Raw genomic sequence first — 17455 nt, 5'->3', positions numbered from 1 at the left:
TCATGACAACGTATAAAGAGAGCTCGCAAACCAAGGGTGACGCACGCAAATTGAAACTACATTATGTGATGAAGTTCGTATATCTTTCAATCCAACTTTCTGTTCCTAAAATGAATCCAACACTATGATACTTTTTTCATTATGTTATTATATAAGTAATAAAGACCAAGTGCAGCAACACTTGGTCATTACAATTGGCTTGGATGGTTTATTCCTTTCTGAATCGAATATGAACAAAACCTACCTTCGGTCTTTTTAGTAAACCTACCTACTACTTAACCTACTTGATAATCTTTCTTAAGCAATGCAAATATGGCAGTATCAACAAACTGATTTCTCCAATAAAAATGTTCCTTCAATACCCCTTCTTCGCTAAATCCGGCTTTCTCAAGCACCTTCCTTGAATTCACATTCCCCGGTTCAACGAATGCTTCGATTCGGTTTAATCCAAATTCGCGAAACCCGAATTCAATCACGTTCTGAATGGCCTCGGTCATAAAGCCCTTTCCCCAGCAATCTGGTCTCAGTTCGTATCCAATTTCAGCTTTAAAGTGATGTTTCATCCAACCATGATATCCACATGTGCCAATGACACGGTCTTCAGATTTTAAAGTAATCCCCCAGCGAATGCCTAGATTTTTCTCAAATCTTTGCTGCCACCTATCAATTAATTCCTCGGCTTGTTGTACATTCGTAAAGCTCTCCACATCATAAAATTTTGTTACTTCATCCAAGGAGAAATAATGAAACAGGTCGCCTGAATCCTCTGGTGTAATCTGTCTTAGAACCAATCTTTCCGTTTCCAATATGGGAAATGGGGTCATCCCGTCTTCTCCCTTCAGTTTGAGTAACGCAACTTATCCCCCGAATGCAATTCTATATCCATCAATGTCTTGAATCGTAAATTCACTAAAAAAATCATTCAAATCCGGACCTTGCACAATAGGGATTTCTTTATCCTTGATCTCTTCTAGCAATTGTCGAACATTTGTATAACAAAAAGCATCAAAATAGAGTCCGCCTTTAACAGATGAAAATGGTTTGACATCTTCCGGATCGGCTGCTTGATGAAGAATAAAGGTTACTTTATCTCTTGTCATATGTACATGTTGGACAACCGGACCACCAACGAGTTCATAACTGAAACCGAGTTTCTTGTAAAAATCGATTGATTTTTCAATATCCCTCACAAGTAAGACCATAGATGGTCCGGAAAATGCAGCCTGATTCATCTTTGAATACCTCCACTTATAAATTGGGATTGTTAATATCGAATAATCCTCTGCCAATCAAGTTGGCTGTAACAGGCTTCTTTCCGATCTCTCGTGCCCATACAGACAACTGACCGATGTGGTGGATTTCGTGGGCGATCAAGTGCCGCATGACTTCGCCGTATGTATGGGCTTCTCGCTCCCCTTCATCCGTAATATCGATCATAATACGGTCTTCCAGGCTGTCGTTCCAATCATAGACAAATGGAGCCAGTTCCTCGTGGCAGCGTACAGAAAAATCTTTGATCTGCTGCACACTGGCCACTTTCTCAAACGGAGGGATTTCAACTGTTTTTTCCTGGATTCCACCGCATATCCAGCCATACTCGACCGCCACAATGTGATACAGCGTGGGAAGGAAGTAGCCTAACCCGCCGGTGCGTTTCTTCAGCAGCTCTTCTTCACTCACCGTATCGCACCAGTCTAACCAATCTTTACGAACCTGCCAGTTATACTCGAACAATTTCAGCATGCTGTGGCCTCCTTATTTGGTTGGTATCTCCACAATATCAAATTCAACTTTATTCATTAAGATTATTTTGAACATCTTTCAGTACTTCGTAAAACCATTGATATGCCTGCTGTGTATGCTTACTAATATCTTCTATAGAAGTCACTTTATATAAATCTTCTAATTGTTGAGCAATTTCTCTAGGCAGATGTTTAGATATACAGACAATGTAATAATCATGGTTAATTGGCTTGTATTTTATTCTTAATACTTCTACTAAAGGCGAGATGATAAATTTATGATAATATCCTATAGCTTCAATAAATTTATTTCTCTCTATATATTTTTCTACTCTTGCTTTCTGCTTGATTGTGTTTTCTAGATGATACAATCGATTCCGCAAAGTTTGTTGTAATTCCGACTCGTTATGTTCTCTGATTTGAATGACTTGCTTTTTGTCAAATAAAACAATAGGAACCTCACTATCATTGAACCTGTCAAATTCGATAAAAGGCCTATGACTATAAACATTCACATCAATAAATAAGTAGGATGGTGTGTTTTCTAAGTGAAAAACTTTGTATCTCATATTTGAATGTTGACGTGGTTCTTCGTAGGATATATCAAGTGCTGCAATCTCTTCCAATAAGTTTTCACATATTGAAAGTGCCTTTGTTTCAAATCCACTATTAACATGTATGACTACATCAATGTCAGATAAATGATCAGATGTGCTTGTTCCATCTGACCCCTCTAACCATAATGCATTAATTTCAGGATAATTGATCATTCCCTCGCTTAAATGTGAAATAATACGAGATCGTATCCCCATTTTTAGCTTCCTCGCTTTTTTGGGCGCTAGTCTCCCTTTTTTTGAATCCTTTGTTTTATTCGAATTGATTTATTTAAATGCAAAAAGATATGTCTTGTGGCCGGCATCAATATTAATCCTGCAATCGTCTTTCCCCCCCAATATTCAAGCAACCAGGAAGCTTCTTTCTTGACAGCTTTTTGCTCTTCAAGTACTTTCATTCTCTCGGCTTCCACCTTTTGATTAAAAGCGTTGGGCAATAGACGAGATACAACTTCACGAGTTTTTCTCCCTACATCATTTCGATAGGCCATTAGTGCTTGAATATCAATATTTTCACTAAGATCGGTAACTTCAGCTTCTGTCATTTCGTTTCCAGAATGGGGATAATTCACATTAAGCTTCTTGTTCCATTGACCTGAATGCAGCACTTGTTCATCGTTATTTACAAGTACGTTCATGGTCATATCTTCAATGCGAGTAATGTGCCAAATATGCCATACTATGGAGTTCTTCGTATCCGGTGTTGTAACAGGATATTTGCGGAGTGTTCCTTCACACAGATTTATAAATAATTCGTCTTCAAGAGTAGGAATAGGTGAATTGCTCATTCTTGTTGAATGTAACAACCTGTGCTGATCCAAAAATAGTTCAATGGAAGTTTGATGTTCATTGGGTTTAAGAATGATATGGGTTAGTTTTTTATGATTTTCATTCCATTGTTTTCTTTGCTTCAAATCCACAATGAACCGTCCTTTGCTTAATTGATTTTGGGGGTGTGTTATACAATGAATATAGTAAGACTCTCATCCATCTTTTAGTTACGATACCTCAATAATTCCTTCAGCAGTGTATGGATAGTCCATTTGTTTCTTTATATTTTCAATTTGTTCTTTCCCTATAAATTGTTCGATGACAAACAGCCCCAAGTCTATTGATGTAGAAACTCCTCCCCCGGTTATTACATCTCCATCGCGGACGATTCTTGTTTTAATGACTTCCTTACAGTAAGGTTCCAACAATTCATATGAAAAAGGATGTGTTGTTGCCTTTTTATTGTGTAAAAACCCCGCTGCCCCAAGCAGTAAAGAGCCTGTACAAACTGAAATCTTATATTTAACATCTTGTGCTGTTTTCAACCAACGAATAAACTCCACATCATACCTTAGTGCCCTAGTCCCTAATCCTCCTGGAACAAACAACATATCGTATTCAGATAAATAAGGGTTGACTCGATTTACTTTTAGTGTGACTCCTAGTTCATCCGTAATTTCTTCTTTTAATCCGCACATATTCCAAGAGGTATCCTTTGTAGCTTCGAAATGCTTAAGCCGGGTAATGACATCATAAAATCCGACCAAATCCAGAAAAGTAATGCCATCAAACAGAATAAATGCTATTTTCATCAAACAACCCCCCAATCTAAAGCTTGTAATTTCATTACTCCTATATTCACCGATGTTTCAATATATCCTTCGATCTGAATCAAGCTAAAGACATTTAAAGGTTCATCGATGACTCGTTTCTCATAATCCATGTCCCCCAGAACATGCGGAACAATGTCAATGGCTTCTTTGGCCTTAACCTCCTCCAGGTCAATGACCTTAGGTGAACCACTGATCGCTTGCCTCATTTCTTCTGTACAACTATAGTGTTCTAACAATTTCCCATTCAGTAATCTAAAATCATTGTGATACAGCGGATATAACCCTGCGTCCGCCTCCATACGATTTCTCAACCAGGGCATATAAAAACCCTTCAACCACTGATCGTCAGCAATTAGATGAATGAAATACCCAAGTACATATGGGTTATCCGAATATTTTTTATATTTATCGAGGAATCCATGATAGTCTATGTATCGCGTAAAATTCTGATGTTCACCCCTAAAGAAATGGGACTCATCCTTTGCTTGAACAGCATCAGGAGCAACGCTTCCAAGTAAGAACGAAGTTCGATCTTGGATATTTAATTTTTCAGCAATTCTATGGCCGATAATGATGTGCATGATTCTGGATCCCATAAATTAGTCCCCCCAAGGATCTATACTGTTCTCCTAATCGCAACTTACGTTCTGCTATCAAGAACTCTCGCCACCTCAAGGAAAAGAAGTCCCTCGTCGCGATGGCGGTTAAACCATTCCGTTTGCCCGACTGGATCCTCTTCCTCTCTGCGAATGCTAGATTCAAACTACATCTTTCTTCTTCTGTTTTTCAGAAGCGCAAAGTAACCCCAATGCATGAATATGTTGTTATCTGACGTACTTAGCTTCATCAAGAAAGCCTTCAAGTCTGTTCTTAACTTCGTTCCATTCAGTATCTATAATGCTGTAAATCACATAATCAAGTCCGTTATACTTCTTTCTGAGAATTCCTTCTCGGACAGCTCCAAGTCGTTCAATGGCTTTCTGTGATCTTATATTCGTTATTGTCGTTATGATTTCAACCCGATTTACTCGTAAATTCTCAAAGGCATAATTCAATAATAAGGATTTGGATTCTGTGTTTACTCTAGTTCTCCATACCTTCGATGAATACCAAGTTGAGCCTATATTTAAATTGTTATTTTCTTCTGATATCCTAAGATATCTCGTTGTTCCTACAATTTCATTTGTCTCTTTATCATAAATAACAAATGGAAACTGCTCTTTCCGCTCACGCCCATCCAATGCTTTTTGGACGAATTTCTCCATCTCATTCAACGTCCGAATATGGATTGGATAGCTTGCCCAAATTTCTGGGTCCCTAGAGCATTCATATAGATGTATACTGTGTTCCAATTCTAATGGAATTAACTTTACTCGTTTTCCATCCAGTTCTGAAAAAACAAACATCTCATGCCCTGCCTGGTACGTAATGTTCTGGCCTCCCAACACGCTGAAGGATTTTGTAGCAGGAATGCGCTTGTAATCTAAACATTAATTAGATGATGTCATATCTCAGGAAGTGAACACGGGTTGCTGCGGACCTAGAGAAAGTGGATCGGTGCTAAGCATCCGAAAAATAAAAAAAGGGGGAACCGAATTCTCCCTGTAGGATGTGTGACTATCCCCTACGATTACAATTCGCAAGGGCTTTTTTCGTTATGATTTTACAGTAAATGTAAACTGATAAACACTGGATATCTCTCCACCAAGTTTTTTATAAAATTCAACCGCGTGTTGATCAATAGCATCTGCTTGAACAAAAATTTCATGGATTTGCTTTGATTTACAGTACTCGACTAATTCCTTGACCAGACGGCTTCCTATTCCCTTACGCTGGTTATTTTCTTCTACCGCTATGTCATATAAATACAAGCTGGAACCCATTCGATCATACATGGGCAGCTCATATCCGGTTAATCCGCCAATAACCTCGTTACCTTTTATTCCAACGATACAAATAAATAAAGGATTTGATAAAAGCTCCGCAATATTAACATGATTGACGAAGTCCGTATTAGGTGATTCAAACTCCTCATTAAACAGCAATACTAAATCAAAAAAAATTGATTCATCCCCTACTTGCAGCTTCCTATATGTAACATTTTTATCCATGTTAACCTCCAACTCATTGAGTTATCTTAATGGATATTTCAGCTCGATGTCTTGCCGTATTAATTCATCAATAAATATATAGTTATGATCAGCACCTATAATGCAAAGAATTTTCTTACCTTGACTAGAATTGACGGTATTTCTTACACGCTCTATCATGATTTGATTCCGGATCTTCCATCGAAAATTATATGATCTTGGGTTCAATTGTTCTAACCACTCGTATTTCGCTCTTGTGATGGTATCAAATTCTAATGAATTAAAGGGGATCCTTCCAAACGAATGCGTGGCCATTTGTTTGTCAAACCACTCATCATCCATTCGCATGATGTTCTCCCTTACTCCCTCAGGAGCTCGGCAAAGGGATCGAAGTTATTCCATACATCGAGTTCAAACCAATCGATTGGAACAAACTTGATCTTGTTATTTTCGCATAAAGGAAAGATCAGCTCCCAGTACTCACTTGCCGGCTCCCCCCAATATCCCCTCTCGCTCTTATTTTTACAATATTTATCCCAAGCATTAGGATGAACTTCACCACAAATGATATCTGGACTGAACTCTTCAATAATTTCTTTATACAGATCGAGCGAACAGTTATATTTCTGTCTTAGCTCTTCATTATGTATTGTTCCTAGAACACCAACAACAGTCAGTGAATTCACCTCATTTCATTGTTTTCGTGTTACGCCTTCACCGTCGTCTGCAATGCGTTTGGAAAACCTGCCTTTGCCCTGTTGCAGCTCGTCCCGATCCAAGTAACGAATGTAAAGCTGTCGTTAAGTAGCAAAAAGGTGTGTCTCAATAGTCATTGATTCATGACCTTGAGCCTCCCGTTGTCGCATCAAAATGGATCTGTCCACAATCGCTTCGATCCTTTAAGCACCCCTTCATCAAATTCCATCTTGTAAATTTCGGGTTTTGAGTTCTTTCGCTTCCTTCGAGCTTAGGTGATTCGCCATGCCTCACCATTTAGATATAGGTTTTCATAAGCACTCCCCTGGAACACTTCAAATCGGTACTGCTCTTTACTCTAGCAATCCCATACGGCCCAGCCGCATGAATAAGGCGTTATTTAATCCCTTCCTTTTTTCGGAATTCATTCTCTAAAATACTCATTGTAATGGAGTCATGATACTCATGGTTATAATAGAGAACCTCTCGCTGGATTCCTTCTTGTATAAATCCTAACTTTTCATATGCTTTTATGGCTCTTGCATTATACGAGTACACGTTAAGTTCAATTCTATGTAGATTCAGCACACCAAAGCCATAATTCAGTAATAATTTTAGAGCCTCTGTTCCAAATCCCTTGCTAAAATCCGCTTCATTAAACAAAGCTACCCGTATATTGGAATTGCGATTTACATAATCTATATCCTGTAGTGCAACTTCTCCAATAATACGATCTTCCTCTTTAAGAACGATCAATAAATGAATACGATCCGTTTCATTCTGTATTTCTTCAATATAATTTTCGATCATCTGTTTTGAAAATACTCTTTGGGTTCCCGTCAATCTCCTCACTTCTTCGTTCAACATGTTCGGGTAATACATATCGGAATCTTCACTTACAAGCGGCCGAAGATAAAGCCTGTCACTTTCCAATGCTCTGTTTAATTGCTGCATAGCAATTTCCCTCCTGTTATTTATATAAAAAATATCCCCAGCTTCATTTGAAATTGGTTCATTGTCTTAAGCACCTCAACTCCTAATAAACAAGATCTTCACGTGCTTCGATTCCATTCTCATGACAATAATCTCTATATTTCTTCAGTACTGTAAAAATATCATCTTGGCCAATAACTTGATTGTCATGATCGAAATATTGCAAGGATCCGCCCAAAATGAATAAAGTAATGACCTCTTCATCTTCAGTAATAAGCGTATGAATATCTCCAGGCGGTTCAAAAATGAAGGTTCCTGGTTTCGCCATCCAATGACGTCCTTCATATCTCCATTGCCCTTGAATGTTGTATCCTATCACAGATCCTCCAGTATGCCGGTGGCGTGTCAGCACTTGATTGCTCTTTATTTTAAAGAGGTATATCCAGGTGCCGGTGGCAAGGTCAAATCGAAGAGGTTTAAAATAACAATTTGCTTCTTTCCCCTCATCAAAAGGAACCCACGGTAAATCTTCAATATCAAAGACCTTTTCAGGTAATTGAAGATCCTCAGCTAATTTTACTACAGCATCTTTAATCAATGGATTCATGGTATAGGTCTCCTTTTATGATAACGGTCTGAATCACCGCAAGAATTATCTGCTGCTGCTTTCTTGATCGAGATGACCCGCCAATATACCTGCTCTTCTGATGATTTCAATTCGTTCTCCTCTTCCTTCGATGTTCATTATCATGTCTATAGCCGTTTCAAAATTTGTTATGATGTAACCTGTCTTTTCAAATCCTGCAGGTATACTCACGAATTTATTAACTTGAGTTAGAAAATATACGGTATACGAATTGGTTTCCTTCCAAAACCAGCTGGCAAACGGTATTCTTACCTCAGCTAGTTCTATCCCTGCTTCTTCTAAAGCTTCTCGCTCTAAACCCTCTTGTGTGGATTCATTCTCTTCGAGTCTTCCACCAATGGTAGTAAGTACTTTCTCTTCTCGATCCCAAACCATCATCAGATTGCCGTTATCAAATACGGGTACGCAGTGGACTCCAGCAATTGGGAAATCTGTCGGAAGTTCATTAATCAATTTTAGCATGCTTATCCCTCCCTGGATTCATTACCGTGGTTTTGGGTAAGGGTGTCTCCAACATCTTCAAATATACTAATGATCTTTATGCCAAAAATTCAATAATCTCATTGTTAATTACATCAGCTTGCTCATGGTTAATTGCATGTCCTGCATTGTTAATGATTTTGTAATTTAGTTTGTTATCTTCTAATCTCTTTATTGCTTTTGGATAATTGGTTAACCTGTCATATTGACCAATCAAAAACACAGCTTTGTCTTTCAGAACTGATAATTCTGTATCCGCATTAATTTCAATCTTGTGCTGCATCATGGATTTATTGTTAAAATGCTTCAACAAATAATACCAGTGCTTCATCAACACATCGTTATCTTCAAATGTCGAGAAATTGATTCCGCTCAGTTTTCTCAGTAATTTTTTGCAATTACGTTCAGATGGAAATAATGCCTCAGGAAAAAACGCTGCCATCATCTTAGTAATGACCTCAAATTGGCTGGAAGGAATTCTACCCGCTAAACAAACGGCCTTATCGACGTTCATTGGCCTTTTCATCGTATAGTGGTAAGCCAAGTAAGCACCATATGACACTCCGCAGATGTTTACAGCATGTATTTGTAAGTTACTTAAAAGGTCATCAATCCAAGTGACTTGGTTGAAGCTTTTATAATAATGAGTATTAGGTTCGCTTTTCCCTGAACCACCTATCGCATCAACAGCAATGATATAGAATTTCTCTGACAGCACTTTGACGTTATAAATCCACATCATGGCTGAATTATCTGCTGTTCCATGGAAAAGCAACAAAGGCGGACTTTGCGGATCCCCCGCAGTAATGACATGGGTTAGACCATATGCAGTATCCACGTCTCTTTCTTCATATTTCGTTCCCCATGAATCCAGCAATAATTCGTACGAATCATAAATCAGTTGTTTACCTAATGGATGCTTATATCGCTCCAATATTTCAGCTCCCTTACACAAATAATTGTGAGGCAATTTCCAATAACATTTTGTGAATTTAAGACGAACGCCCACCTTAGATAGCTTTATCTCAGGTAGGCGTCTGTGATGATGAGCGATTTCACTGCACTTCCACATTCTCCCAATTTAAGGAAAATGAACGTAGCATGAATCTTATGTTAGGTGAAGTCACTGGTTTATATGACCTGTGATCTTATTGCGCATCCTTTCAATACCTTCACTATATTCGATTGAATGCCTGATTTTCCTCCCGCTTGCGCTTAAACCTAATGGGTACTCGAAAAAACTAATGAATATATTTTTATATCATGTTAGCATGCGTTGTGTATCCAATATCATCCAGGGAGGAATGAAATCATGATTATTAAATTTGAAATGATGCCAAAAACCCGCATTGCTTTTGTGCGCCAAGTAGGTCCATACGGTCCTCAGAACATCCAAGCAATGGAAGCGTTAAAGAAATGGGCTGTAGAAAAAAATTTACTCAACGGATCATCCATACTGCTTGGAATTGCCCAAGATAATCCGGAAACTACACCTCCTGAGAACTGTCGGTATGATGCTTGTATTGTTATTCCAGAAGATTATCGGGAAGATGACACGGATCATAACATTTTCGAAACTGAACTCGCTGGTGGTCATTATGTAACCTATGAGGTGAAGCATACAGCTGAGGACATTCAAAAAGCGTGGACTGATATTTTTCCTGCGTTAAATAATAGCGGATATCAAATAGACAACAAGCCCATTTTCGAAAGATACATTGGTGATATGTTGTATAACCATTATTGCGAAATATGTATACCTGTAAAAGCGTTATAGTCCAGCGTATGATAACAAACTCCACTGCCTTGATGGTTATGATTAACTTTCATAATTCTTACTTCGATATAGTTCTAAGCCTTGATCTCTAAAGTATTCTCTAAAAAAGTCCCTTGTTGTTTCAGGGAATTGATAAGTTTTTGATGATTGGTCTGACGCGGATACAGATTGTTTTATACTTTCAGTGGGTATCCACTCCATTCCGATTTGCCCAATATCAGCCTGTGAGCTGACAAAAGTATCAGTCGCTTTGATCCTGCATTCATAAATAAACTCTACTGCATGTACTTCCTTCATGATAAAAGAGTACTCATGATTTTTTGATATGTATTCTCTAATACAAATAAACTTGTGTTCTGCAACATCAATTCCTAGTTCTTCTAAGCATTCACGTTGTAATGTCTGCTCTATCGTTTCGCCTATCTCCTGAGCCCCTCCTGGCAAAGTATAATACACTCCAACTTCAGGACGTTCTTTTTTTATCGCAAGTAACAGTCCGTCTTGAATAATCAGTGCCCGGGCAGTATTTCTAATCATCTATGACACCTCATTAAGTTATTGGTGAATATTTGTTACTTTTACCTGAGGCTCTCGTATTCACGAAGTCGATCCTCCTTAGAATGCTCCTATCTAAGGAAGATCGATGCGTCCGCTGATTCAGCTCCCCTACAAGTCTCCCCGGGCGAACCAAAGATCGGCGTAAGCCGATCCGCAGCGAGAACACTACGTTATCTGTGTGCCAGTGCCGTCTTCGAGTTACTCACAAAAAATTTATCATTTGTTCTTAAGCAGCTCTTCTATTAGTATCCCGTTGATCTTTAGGCCGGTAATGTCACAGTTATTTATCTCCATATTGCTCAGATTACAATTATGAAACACTATAGGCTTATAATCTCCGTTTGGATCATAATTTCTGTCACCTTCCTGAGGCAAAACAATATTTACAAACTCAGTCCCGAATAGGTGTACATGATCTACCTTCATATGACTCATATTTGCATGCTGAACTGAAGTGGCGGATAGGTTAGCATTTCTAATTTCAACCTCACTAGCATTAACGTCATTTAAAGTCATTCCACTCATATTTGCATTATTAATCTTAGATTTTGATAAATTAACATTATCAAAATCTAAACCCTCCGCATTAACTTCCTTGAACTTAGATCCTGAAATGTCTTTCATCTCCAATTCCATCTTTGCAACTTCTAATCCCATGCTCATGCTCATGCTCATTCTCCTTTTCAATTTAGGTTTGTATGTGAATTTCAATGATGTTTAATAGTAGGAATCATACTTGTTTCAATGTAACGTTTACCGAATGAACGACACGACCCGGCCTTAGATAACTCCTATCTTAGGCCGGGTCGTGTGTTGTCTGAACCATCTTTCATCTTCCATGATTATACATCTGACAACCAAGGGGCGTCAGCCCCGAAGTGTGATGTAATGGGCCGCTTCTTCGAATAAAGACAAGACGTCAGCCCGCTAAACGATCTTCTTACTAAAGATCTCCATATTTTTATTATTCATATATTAAAACCCAATACTTCTCTCCGGGTTTTCCTTCTTCAACAACCTTCTTCCATCCACTTTTTTCATAGAAACCTAATGCTTTATGATTTTCTGATACACACTTTAATCTTGCGGGCTTACCCATTTTTTCTATAGCATGGTTAACTAATTGAGTACCAACCCCTTTACCGCTAAAATCGGGGTGTACAAATAAATTATGAATAAAGTTCTCAGGTAAATATAAAGATGCGAAACCAAGGATTCGGGAATGTTCTTCAGCTAATAGTATATATTCCTCAGTTGTATCTCTATCAAAATCATCTAAATTCATTTCTTCTGCATTTGCCCAGTGAAAGCTCTTGCGGCGCGATTCAAGATATATTTGTCTTAACTGAGGGTAGTCTATTTTACTTGCTTCTCTGATAATTATAAGATCAATCTCCTATCTACAAAAAATTTTGAGTGATATAAACTAATAAAGGATATGATGAAACCCATTCAAGCAGCAGAATGTCGCGGATGAAATACACACATGGGCTGAATAAGTGCGAGTTGGCCGGCAGCAGAGCGGTTAGTTGGTGCAGGGTTGTCTGTTGAGTTGCTCCCCTTGAAGTTGATCATTTTCTGCAAACGATATATGTTCTAAACTAAAAAACCGCAGCTACGCAGCTGTAATAGAATCTTTCTTCAGCATGGAGAATATCAATGTATCCGTGATGAACTCACCAAATATATAGTCCCGAAGCAAACCCTCCTGTACAAAACCCAACTTTGTTAAAAGATTTACAGATGAATGGTTTTCCGGCATGACTTTAGCTTGTATTCGGTTTATATCCAGCTCATTAAATCCAAACGGAATAATCGTTTTGAGCACTTCGGTCATGATCCCTTTTCCCCAATAATCTCTTGATAAGTTGTAGGATAAGTTAACCATGGATCCTCTCACAAAATCGTTCAAAATGCATGTCCCAATAATTTGCTCCTCATCTTTGGAAGCTATTCCCCAAGTGATCATTTCTTTTCTAGTAAATGCGTTTTGAAACCGCGTAAATGTCTTGGAGGCTGTCTCGATATTTTTGGGCCCTGGATACCCCCAGTATTTTGTTACTTCATGATCTGAGAAATAAGTGTAATATGCCTCGGCATCTTCCGAACGTAATTCTCTCAATATAAATCTGTCAGTTTCAAGCTTAGGGAAAGAAGTAAATGCATCTTTAAAAGGCATATTGGATCCTCCGGTTTATGGGTTTTTATAGCTTTTTGTGTCATCCGGGACATCTTCCATGATTATACATTGGAAGACTGAGGGGCGTCAGTCCCAAATGTTAATAAGAAGTCTTTTGCATTTGATGATTGATTGTTAGTGGTTATTGATGGAATAATCCCCCTACTATGTGCTAAGGTCTACAGTGAGGTGCATCCATGAATGGTAAAAAACTTGTGCTCTTGATCGTGCTTATCTGTGTATTTGGATTAATCGCCATCTATGGGTTAGTTTATTTGATCATATGGTTTGCTTTTAATTCATAAATTTCGGCCCCGGCATCTTGGACAATCTAACTTCTGCTTCGGGAGGTAATAACATGAGTGGTAAAAAAATTTTCCTGCTGGTAGTGCTCATTTTTGTAATTATCGAAATCGGGTTAATTGGATCCTACTTTTTGGCGACCGCGGAACCCCCAACTCATTAAACATTAAGTTGCGTTCTCCCATCGGTCCGTTAGTTAGTCAATATTTGTTAAGCGGAACTTCAAGTAGCTCCTAAGCGTCTTATATAAAAAGGAGCTGATTTAACATGGTTCAAGCAACCTTCATTATTTTCGGTGCTATATTTATTGCACTCGGTATCCTTAGTCGCATTAAACCCACGTTTGGTTGGAGTATGAATGAAGCGTGGAAAGTGAAAGGTGACTCCGAGCCAAGTGACGCCTACATTGAAGCCCGAAAATTTGGTGGGTTTATAGCGATCGTGATCGGTTCATTTTTCTTTGCAATTGGAATTCTATTAATATTTATATATTAAGCTCTCAGTAAGCCAAGTTATTTATACGAGCAGTGTCCGATCTCTTTGTCCCTCTTATTTATATATGTATGGTTTGCCAAAAGCAATCGTACAAAAAAAGCAAAGGGTATCGGTACGACAAGGTTGCTCGTCTCTTATGTACTCGACCGCCGGCATGACGAATGGCCCGCCGAGACATGAAATGATGTTCGGCCTGGAGGTGAAAAACAGCTATGAAAAACAGAAACTTGACAGGTGTTGTGTTGGCCATTATTTATTGTTTTGTCCTTTATGGGATATTAATCGAAGCACCACCTGGTGAAGTTCCAGATCATCCGCCATGGGCATACTTAATGATTCCACTTGGAGCAATTGCAATTACGGCTCTCTTTGATTTTGTGATCAAGTACGATTTCATCAAAAAAAAGGAATGAGTGAATTAATAGTGGATCATAATTTGACCTGTAGGAGATATCAAGACTTTGTCGCCCGGTCAGACTGGACTAATCATAGCTATTCTTTATATTCGCCCATTAATATTCTTTCTTTAGCTATGCTCCTAATTTCTTCGTCATCGTCATTTATTAATAATTCTAAGACACTTAGTTTAACTTTTTTGTTTCTAACTATTGATCCTCGAACTAGTGCTTCTTTATCATCTACGAACCCGAAAACCTAAAGGTCTGTAATGGTCGTCGCAACTCTGATAGGTTCTCTGGGTTGCCTGCTGCTTACTGTTAGCGATGCAACATGGATACATTGTTATGGAATGTTCATATCTTTCCACGAGCCCCTACAATGAGTTGTTACTATACTCGCATTTAAATCGTTCTACCCCTGGATATTTTTCTCCTAAACTTATAATTTTAAAGCCCTTCTTTTTATAAAAATTCACAGCATCCTTATCAGTTTCCGCCACTAATTTATTGATTTCTGTTGATTTAATTACGAATTCTATTAACTTACTTCCCAACCCCTGCAATCTAAATTCAGGATGTATTGCAATATGTTTTAACTCAGTTTCTGATTCGCCTTGAATTAATCCAATAATCCCTCTTAATGTGTTATTTAAATATATTCCATACAGTTCTCTGTTCGTTCTTGTCTTGTAATTACTACATTCGGTCTCGATCCTTTCAGCAACCGGGCTCATACAATAGGATAGAAATTCATAGAGAACTTGATCTGATAAATCACTAACCTTACAGATCATATAGATGCCCCTTCTGATATGATTTAATATTTACTTTGCGTGAATTTCATAGTTGAACCACAAACCGTCCCGTCCATATCGATTCCCGCCTTGAGCCGGTCGTCCGTGTAGGACGCATCAAACGCCGTAGCCCCACCAAAGGAATGTCCCATAATGCCGATCCGCTCCATGTCCATCATCCACTCCAAACCGGCTGCATTTACCCTCGAGTTGACTGCTGCAGTGTTATCAGATGAATCGGCTTTCTCGATATTCCCTACAAAGCTATTAATCTTTCCTATCCCATACCACGATGAATAGCGTTGCTAATGGTCCAATTAATAATGATATTAGAAACCAATGAAGTCCGCTTCTGTTCTTTCCTTGTGCTAATCCTGCATTAATTAATGCAAGTGTTCCCCAGCCAACAGTGAACTCACTATTATTCATAAATTAACTCCTTATTTTTGTTAAATCGACGCTGCAGCACTTTGTTAAACGAAGGAAATTTGTAACACCTCAGATCATGTACTTCTTATTTTCACCTTTAAAATGCCTATTGAAATTACATGTTTTTTAAATTGGTTTAATAAACTCAACTCGATTGCCAAATGGATCCCTGAATTCAAATCTTTCATATCCTGGTATCGCTACAGATTCCAGTATTTCAATACCATTATTGTTAAGCAGCTTTTCCATTTCTATTAAGTTTTCCACCTCATACGCTAGATGGGCTTTCGTTTGTAAACGATCCACTCCCTCTTCAGTTCCAATATGTAGTTGTTGATCTCCTACCTGAACCCAAAAGCCGCCTCGACCAACTAATGATTCCGGTTTTGAGATTTCTTCCAGTTTGAGAATTCCACAATAGAAGTTCCTGGCCTCTTCTTCTTTTCCCTTCGGAATTGTGATTTGGGCATGATGAAATCGTTTTATCATATCAATGCTCCTTTTGAAAAATTTTTAATATATCACTTCGTTCATACATGTAACGTTCTCATATTCACGAATCGTACTTAGAGATTTCGATTAAATTCCCATCTGGATCTCTTAGATAAACGGACGTGATCGATCCTAATGCCCCTGTTCTCAATACAGGACCTTCCTCAATCATTACATTGCAATATTCTAAATGGCGAATGACATCGGGTATAGGATCGTCTGTTATAAAACATAAATCAGCAGTGCCTGGCATAGGCGTTTTCGCTTTTGGTTCAAACTCTTTGCCTGCTTCATGTAGGTTTATTTTCTGCTGCCCAAAATGCAATGCCTTTCGTCCTTCTCCAAATGTTACAGTTCGCATTCCTAAGACCCGAGAATAAAATTCACAGGTTTGATCAATATTCGAAACAGTCAGCACTAAATGGTCTAAACGATTGATGTTTATTTTAATCAGCCCCCATTTTAAAGTTTTCTTGCTTTGATCACGAAGGTGACCGGAAACATCTTCGCTCTTTTTACCAAATCATCATTTGCATCGTGCAATTGTATGATTTCATTGTCAGTTTCTTCAATCATTTGTTCAATAACAAACCCTGCTTTCGCTAAAGCATTGATGTAGGTTGATAGTTTACGATCAGATAAGGTTAGTTCGCCTTGACAAAAATCTGGAGATACCGAATACCAGGATTCATCGAAATAAGGCTTGTTAATAGCAAATCTATTATTTTCTTGAACAACACATCGGTGTATAGGATGAGACCAGCTGAAAATAAATATGCCGTCTTTTTTTAAATAAGAAGCGATCCGGCAAAAAGTGCCTTCAAGGTCGGTTGTCCAGCCTATGGCGTAAATTGAATAAACAACGTCAAAATAATCTGCGGGTATGCCACACTCTTCTTCCATGGGAGAACAGATCAATTTTGCTGACAGGCCGCACGCCGTCAAATGCTGCTTTGCCTTTTCAATTTGTTTTTCTGATATATCGATCCCCCATAGCTCAGATGCATTGCGATCCCCGTGATATTGCAAGGATTGACCGTTTCCACAACCAATCTCTAACATCTTTTTTCCGGAAACATCGCCAAAAAGTTGGCATTTTTCTTCTGAAACAAAGGCTCCATAATAAGGAAGCACGATGGCTCTTAAGAAGTCATTTCCTTTCGTATCCCAATAGAAGCTGTTTGTTTCATGAACATGATGCTTATTCAACCTATTGACCTCCTCT

Annotated in this window: 28 protein-coding genes; 3 read left to right on the top strand and 25 right to left on the bottom strand. The window is 38.4% G+C overall.

Annotation, left to right across the window (positions count from 1 at the left end):
• Positions 1 to 275 precede the first annotated feature (275 nt).
• The 15 genes from MKY74_RS09085 to MKY74_RS09015 form a co-directional block, all read right to left on the bottom strand.
• On the bottom strand, positions 276 to 824 hold the full coding sequence (locus tag MKY74_RS09085; protein ID WP_076173376.1) for a GNAT family N-acetyltransferase: 549 nt from the start codon (positions 822 to 824) through the stop codon (positions 276 to 278).
• Between the two features lie 33 nt (positions 825 to 857).
• Positions 858 to 1232 carry a VOC family protein gene (locus tag MKY74_RS09080; protein WP_076173377.1) on the bottom strand — a complete coding sequence of 125 codons (375 nt, stop codon included), beginning with the start codon at positions 1230 to 1232 and terminating at the stop codon, positions 858 to 860.
• 16 nt (positions 1233 to 1248) lie between these two features.
• Positions 1249 to 1743: a DinB family protein gene (locus MKY74_RS09075; protein WP_076173378.1), complete on the bottom strand. Its 495-nt coding sequence runs from the start codon at positions 1741 to 1743 to the stop codon at positions 1249 to 1251.
• A 49-nt stretch (positions 1744 to 1792) separates the two neighbouring features.
• Positions 1793 to 2554 (bottom strand): hypothetical protein, encoded by a 762-nt coding sequence (locus MKY74_RS09070; protein WP_076173379.1) that lies wholly within the window; start codon positions 2552 to 2554, stop codon positions 1793 to 1795.
• 26 nt (positions 2555 to 2580) lie between these two features.
• Positions 2581 to 3276 (bottom strand): DinB family protein, encoded by a 696-nt coding sequence (locus MKY74_RS09065; protein ID WP_076173380.1) that lies wholly within the window; start codon positions 3274 to 3276, stop codon positions 2581 to 2583.
• A gap of 78 nt (positions 3277 to 3354) precedes the next feature.
• Complete coding sequence (locus MKY74_RS09060) at positions 3355 to 3939, bottom strand: DJ-1/PfpI family protein (RefSeq protein ID WP_076173381.1); 585 nt, start codon at positions 3937 to 3939, stop codon at positions 3355 to 3357.
• Entirely contained in the window at positions 3939 to 4556 is a 618-nt protein-coding gene (locus MKY74_RS09055) for a zinc dependent phospholipase C family protein (RefSeq protein WP_076173382.1), read from the bottom strand. The genes MKY74_RS09060 and MKY74_RS09055 overlap by 1 nt, the downstream gene beginning before the upstream one ends.
• 228 nt (positions 4557 to 4784) lie before the next feature.
• Positions 4785 to 5366 carry a GNAT family N-acetyltransferase gene (locus MKY74_RS09050; RefSeq protein ID WP_076173383.1) on the bottom strand — a complete coding sequence of 194 codons (582 nt, stop codon included), beginning with the start codon at positions 5364 to 5366 and terminating at the stop codon, positions 4785 to 4787.
• Positions 5367 to 5615: 249 nt separating this feature from the next.
• Positions 5616 to 6071: a GNAT family N-acetyltransferase gene (locus MKY74_RS09045; RefSeq protein ID WP_076173384.1), complete on the bottom strand. Its 456-nt coding sequence runs from the start codon at positions 6069 to 6071 to the stop codon at positions 5616 to 5618.
• Between the two features lie 21 nt (positions 6072 to 6092).
• The gene (locus tag MKY74_RS09040) at positions 6093 to 6392 is read right to left on the bottom strand and encodes a hypothetical protein (RefSeq protein WP_244169354.1); all 300 of its coding nucleotides are present in this window, start codon (positions 6390 to 6392) and stop codon (positions 6093 to 6095) included.
• 17 nt (positions 6393 to 6409) lie between these two features.
• On the bottom strand, positions 6410 to 6736 hold the full coding sequence (locus tag MKY74_RS09035; RefSeq protein ID WP_244169355.1) for a hypothetical protein: 327 nt from the start codon (positions 6734 to 6736) through the stop codon (positions 6410 to 6412).
• A 406-nt stretch (positions 6737 to 7142) separates the two neighbouring features.
• Complete coding sequence (locus tag MKY74_RS09030; RefSeq protein ID WP_076173385.1) at positions 7143 to 7700, bottom strand: GNAT family N-acetyltransferase; 558 nt, start codon at positions 7698 to 7700, stop codon at positions 7143 to 7145.
• Positions 7701 to 7782: 82 nt separating this feature from the next.
• Positions 7783 to 8286 carry a 2,4'-dihydroxyacetophenone dioxygenase family protein gene (locus MKY74_RS09025; protein ID WP_076173386.1) on the bottom strand — a complete coding sequence of 168 codons (504 nt, stop codon included), beginning with the start codon at positions 8284 to 8286 and terminating at the stop codon, positions 7783 to 7785.
• A gap of 45 nt (positions 8287 to 8331) precedes the next feature.
• Entirely contained in the window at positions 8332 to 8787 is a 456-nt protein-coding gene (locus MKY74_RS09020) for an NUDIX hydrolase (protein ID WP_076173387.1), read from the bottom strand.
• Positions 8788 to 8863: 76 nt separating this feature from the next.
• Complete coding sequence (locus MKY74_RS09015) at positions 8864 to 9739, bottom strand: alpha/beta fold hydrolase (protein WP_076173388.1); 876 nt, start codon at positions 9737 to 9739, stop codon at positions 8864 to 8866.
• A 378-nt stretch (positions 9740 to 10117) separates the two neighbouring features.
• On the opposite strand from MKY74_RS09015, the gene MKY74_RS09010 reads away from it, so the two are divergent.
• Entirely contained in the window at positions 10118 to 10582 is a 465-nt protein-coding gene (locus MKY74_RS09010; RefSeq protein WP_076173389.1) for an AraC family transcriptional regulator, read from the top strand.
• Between the two features lie 42 nt (positions 10583 to 10624).
• Here the strand turns inward: MKY74_RS09010 and MKY74_RS09005 are convergent, their stop codons facing one another.
• The 4 genes from MKY74_RS09005 to MKY74_RS08990 form a co-directional block, all read right to left on the bottom strand.
• Positions 10625 to 11119, bottom strand: coding sequence for an NUDIX domain-containing protein (locus tag MKY74_RS09005; protein ID WP_076173390.1), 495 nt, complete (start codon positions 11117 to 11119; stop codon positions 10625 to 10627).
• 237 nt (positions 11120 to 11356) lie between these two features.
• Positions 11357 to 11809: a pentapeptide repeat-containing protein gene (locus tag MKY74_RS09000; RefSeq protein ID WP_244169356.1), complete on the bottom strand. Its 453-nt coding sequence runs from the start codon at positions 11807 to 11809 to the stop codon at positions 11357 to 11359.
• Between the two features lie 295 nt (positions 11810 to 12104).
• Positions 12105 to 12524: a GNAT family N-acetyltransferase gene (locus MKY74_RS08995; protein ID WP_076173391.1), complete on the bottom strand. Its 420-nt coding sequence runs from the start codon at positions 12522 to 12524 to the stop codon at positions 12105 to 12107.
• A gap of 231 nt (positions 12525 to 12755) precedes the next feature.
• A complete protein-coding gene (locus tag MKY74_RS08990) occupies positions 12756 to 13319 on the bottom strand; it encodes a GNAT family N-acetyltransferase (protein ID WP_076173392.1) in 564 nt (187 codons plus the stop codon).
• A gap of 570 nt (positions 13320 to 13889) precedes the next feature.
• Here MKY74_RS08990 and MKY74_RS08985 point away from each other — a divergent pair.
• Positions 13890 to 14117: a DUF6199 family natural product biosynthesis protein gene (locus MKY74_RS08985; RefSeq protein ID WP_076173393.1), complete on the top strand. Its 228-nt coding sequence runs from the start codon at positions 13890 to 13892 to the stop codon at positions 14115 to 14117.
• 212 nt (positions 14118 to 14329) lie between these two features.
• Positions 14330 to 14530, top strand: a complete 201-nt coding sequence (locus tag MKY74_RS08980; RefSeq protein WP_076173394.1) for a hypothetical protein — start codon at positions 14330 to 14332, stop codon at positions 14528 to 14530.
• A gap of 359 nt (positions 14531 to 14889) precedes the next feature.
• Here MKY74_RS08980 and MKY74_RS08975 read toward each other — a convergent pair whose 3' ends face one another.
• From MKY74_RS08975 to MKY74_RS08950, 6 genes are all read right to left on the bottom strand, one after another.
• A complete protein-coding gene (locus tag MKY74_RS08975; RefSeq protein WP_076173395.1) occupies positions 14890 to 15309 on the bottom strand; it encodes a GNAT family N-acetyltransferase in 420 nt (139 codons plus the stop codon).
• A gap of 23 nt (positions 15310 to 15332) precedes the next feature.
• Positions 15333 to 15581 carry an alpha/beta hydrolase gene (locus MKY74_RS08970; RefSeq protein WP_341013923.1) on the bottom strand — a complete coding sequence of 83 codons (249 nt, stop codon included), beginning with the start codon at positions 15579 to 15581 and terminating at the stop codon, positions 15333 to 15335.
• Positions 15577 to 15738 carry a hypothetical protein gene (locus tag MKY74_RS08965; RefSeq protein WP_163879033.1) on the bottom strand — a complete coding sequence of 54 codons (162 nt, stop codon included), beginning with the start codon at positions 15736 to 15738 and terminating at the stop codon, positions 15577 to 15579. The genes MKY74_RS08970 and MKY74_RS08965 overlap by 5 nt, the downstream gene beginning before the upstream one ends.
• A gap of 126 nt (positions 15739 to 15864) precedes the next feature.
• Positions 15865 to 16227: a VOC family protein gene (locus tag MKY74_RS08960; protein ID WP_076173396.1), complete on the bottom strand. Its 363-nt coding sequence runs from the start codon at positions 16225 to 16227 to the stop codon at positions 15865 to 15867.
• Between the two features lie 64 nt (positions 16228 to 16291).
• On the bottom strand, positions 16292 to 16669 hold the full coding sequence (locus MKY74_RS08955) for a VOC family protein (RefSeq protein WP_279628495.1): 378 nt from the start codon (positions 16667 to 16669) through the stop codon (positions 16292 to 16294).
• Positions 16670 to 16692: 23 nt separating this feature from the next.
• Entirely contained in the window at positions 16693 to 17439 is a 747-nt protein-coding gene (locus tag MKY74_RS08950) for a class I SAM-dependent methyltransferase (RefSeq protein ID WP_084204046.1), read from the bottom strand.
• Positions 17440 to 17455 lie beyond the last annotated feature (16 nt).

This window comes from Paenibacillus sp. FSL R5-0378 (assembly GCF_038009285.1).
GTDB classification, from domain to species: Bacteria; Bacillota; Bacilli; order Paenibacillales; family Paenibacillaceae; genus Paenibacillus_AQ; species Paenibacillus_AQ favisporus.
The sequence above is the reverse complement of the archived record's forward strand: the minus strand, read 5'-3'. Positions and strand labels throughout refer to the sequence as shown.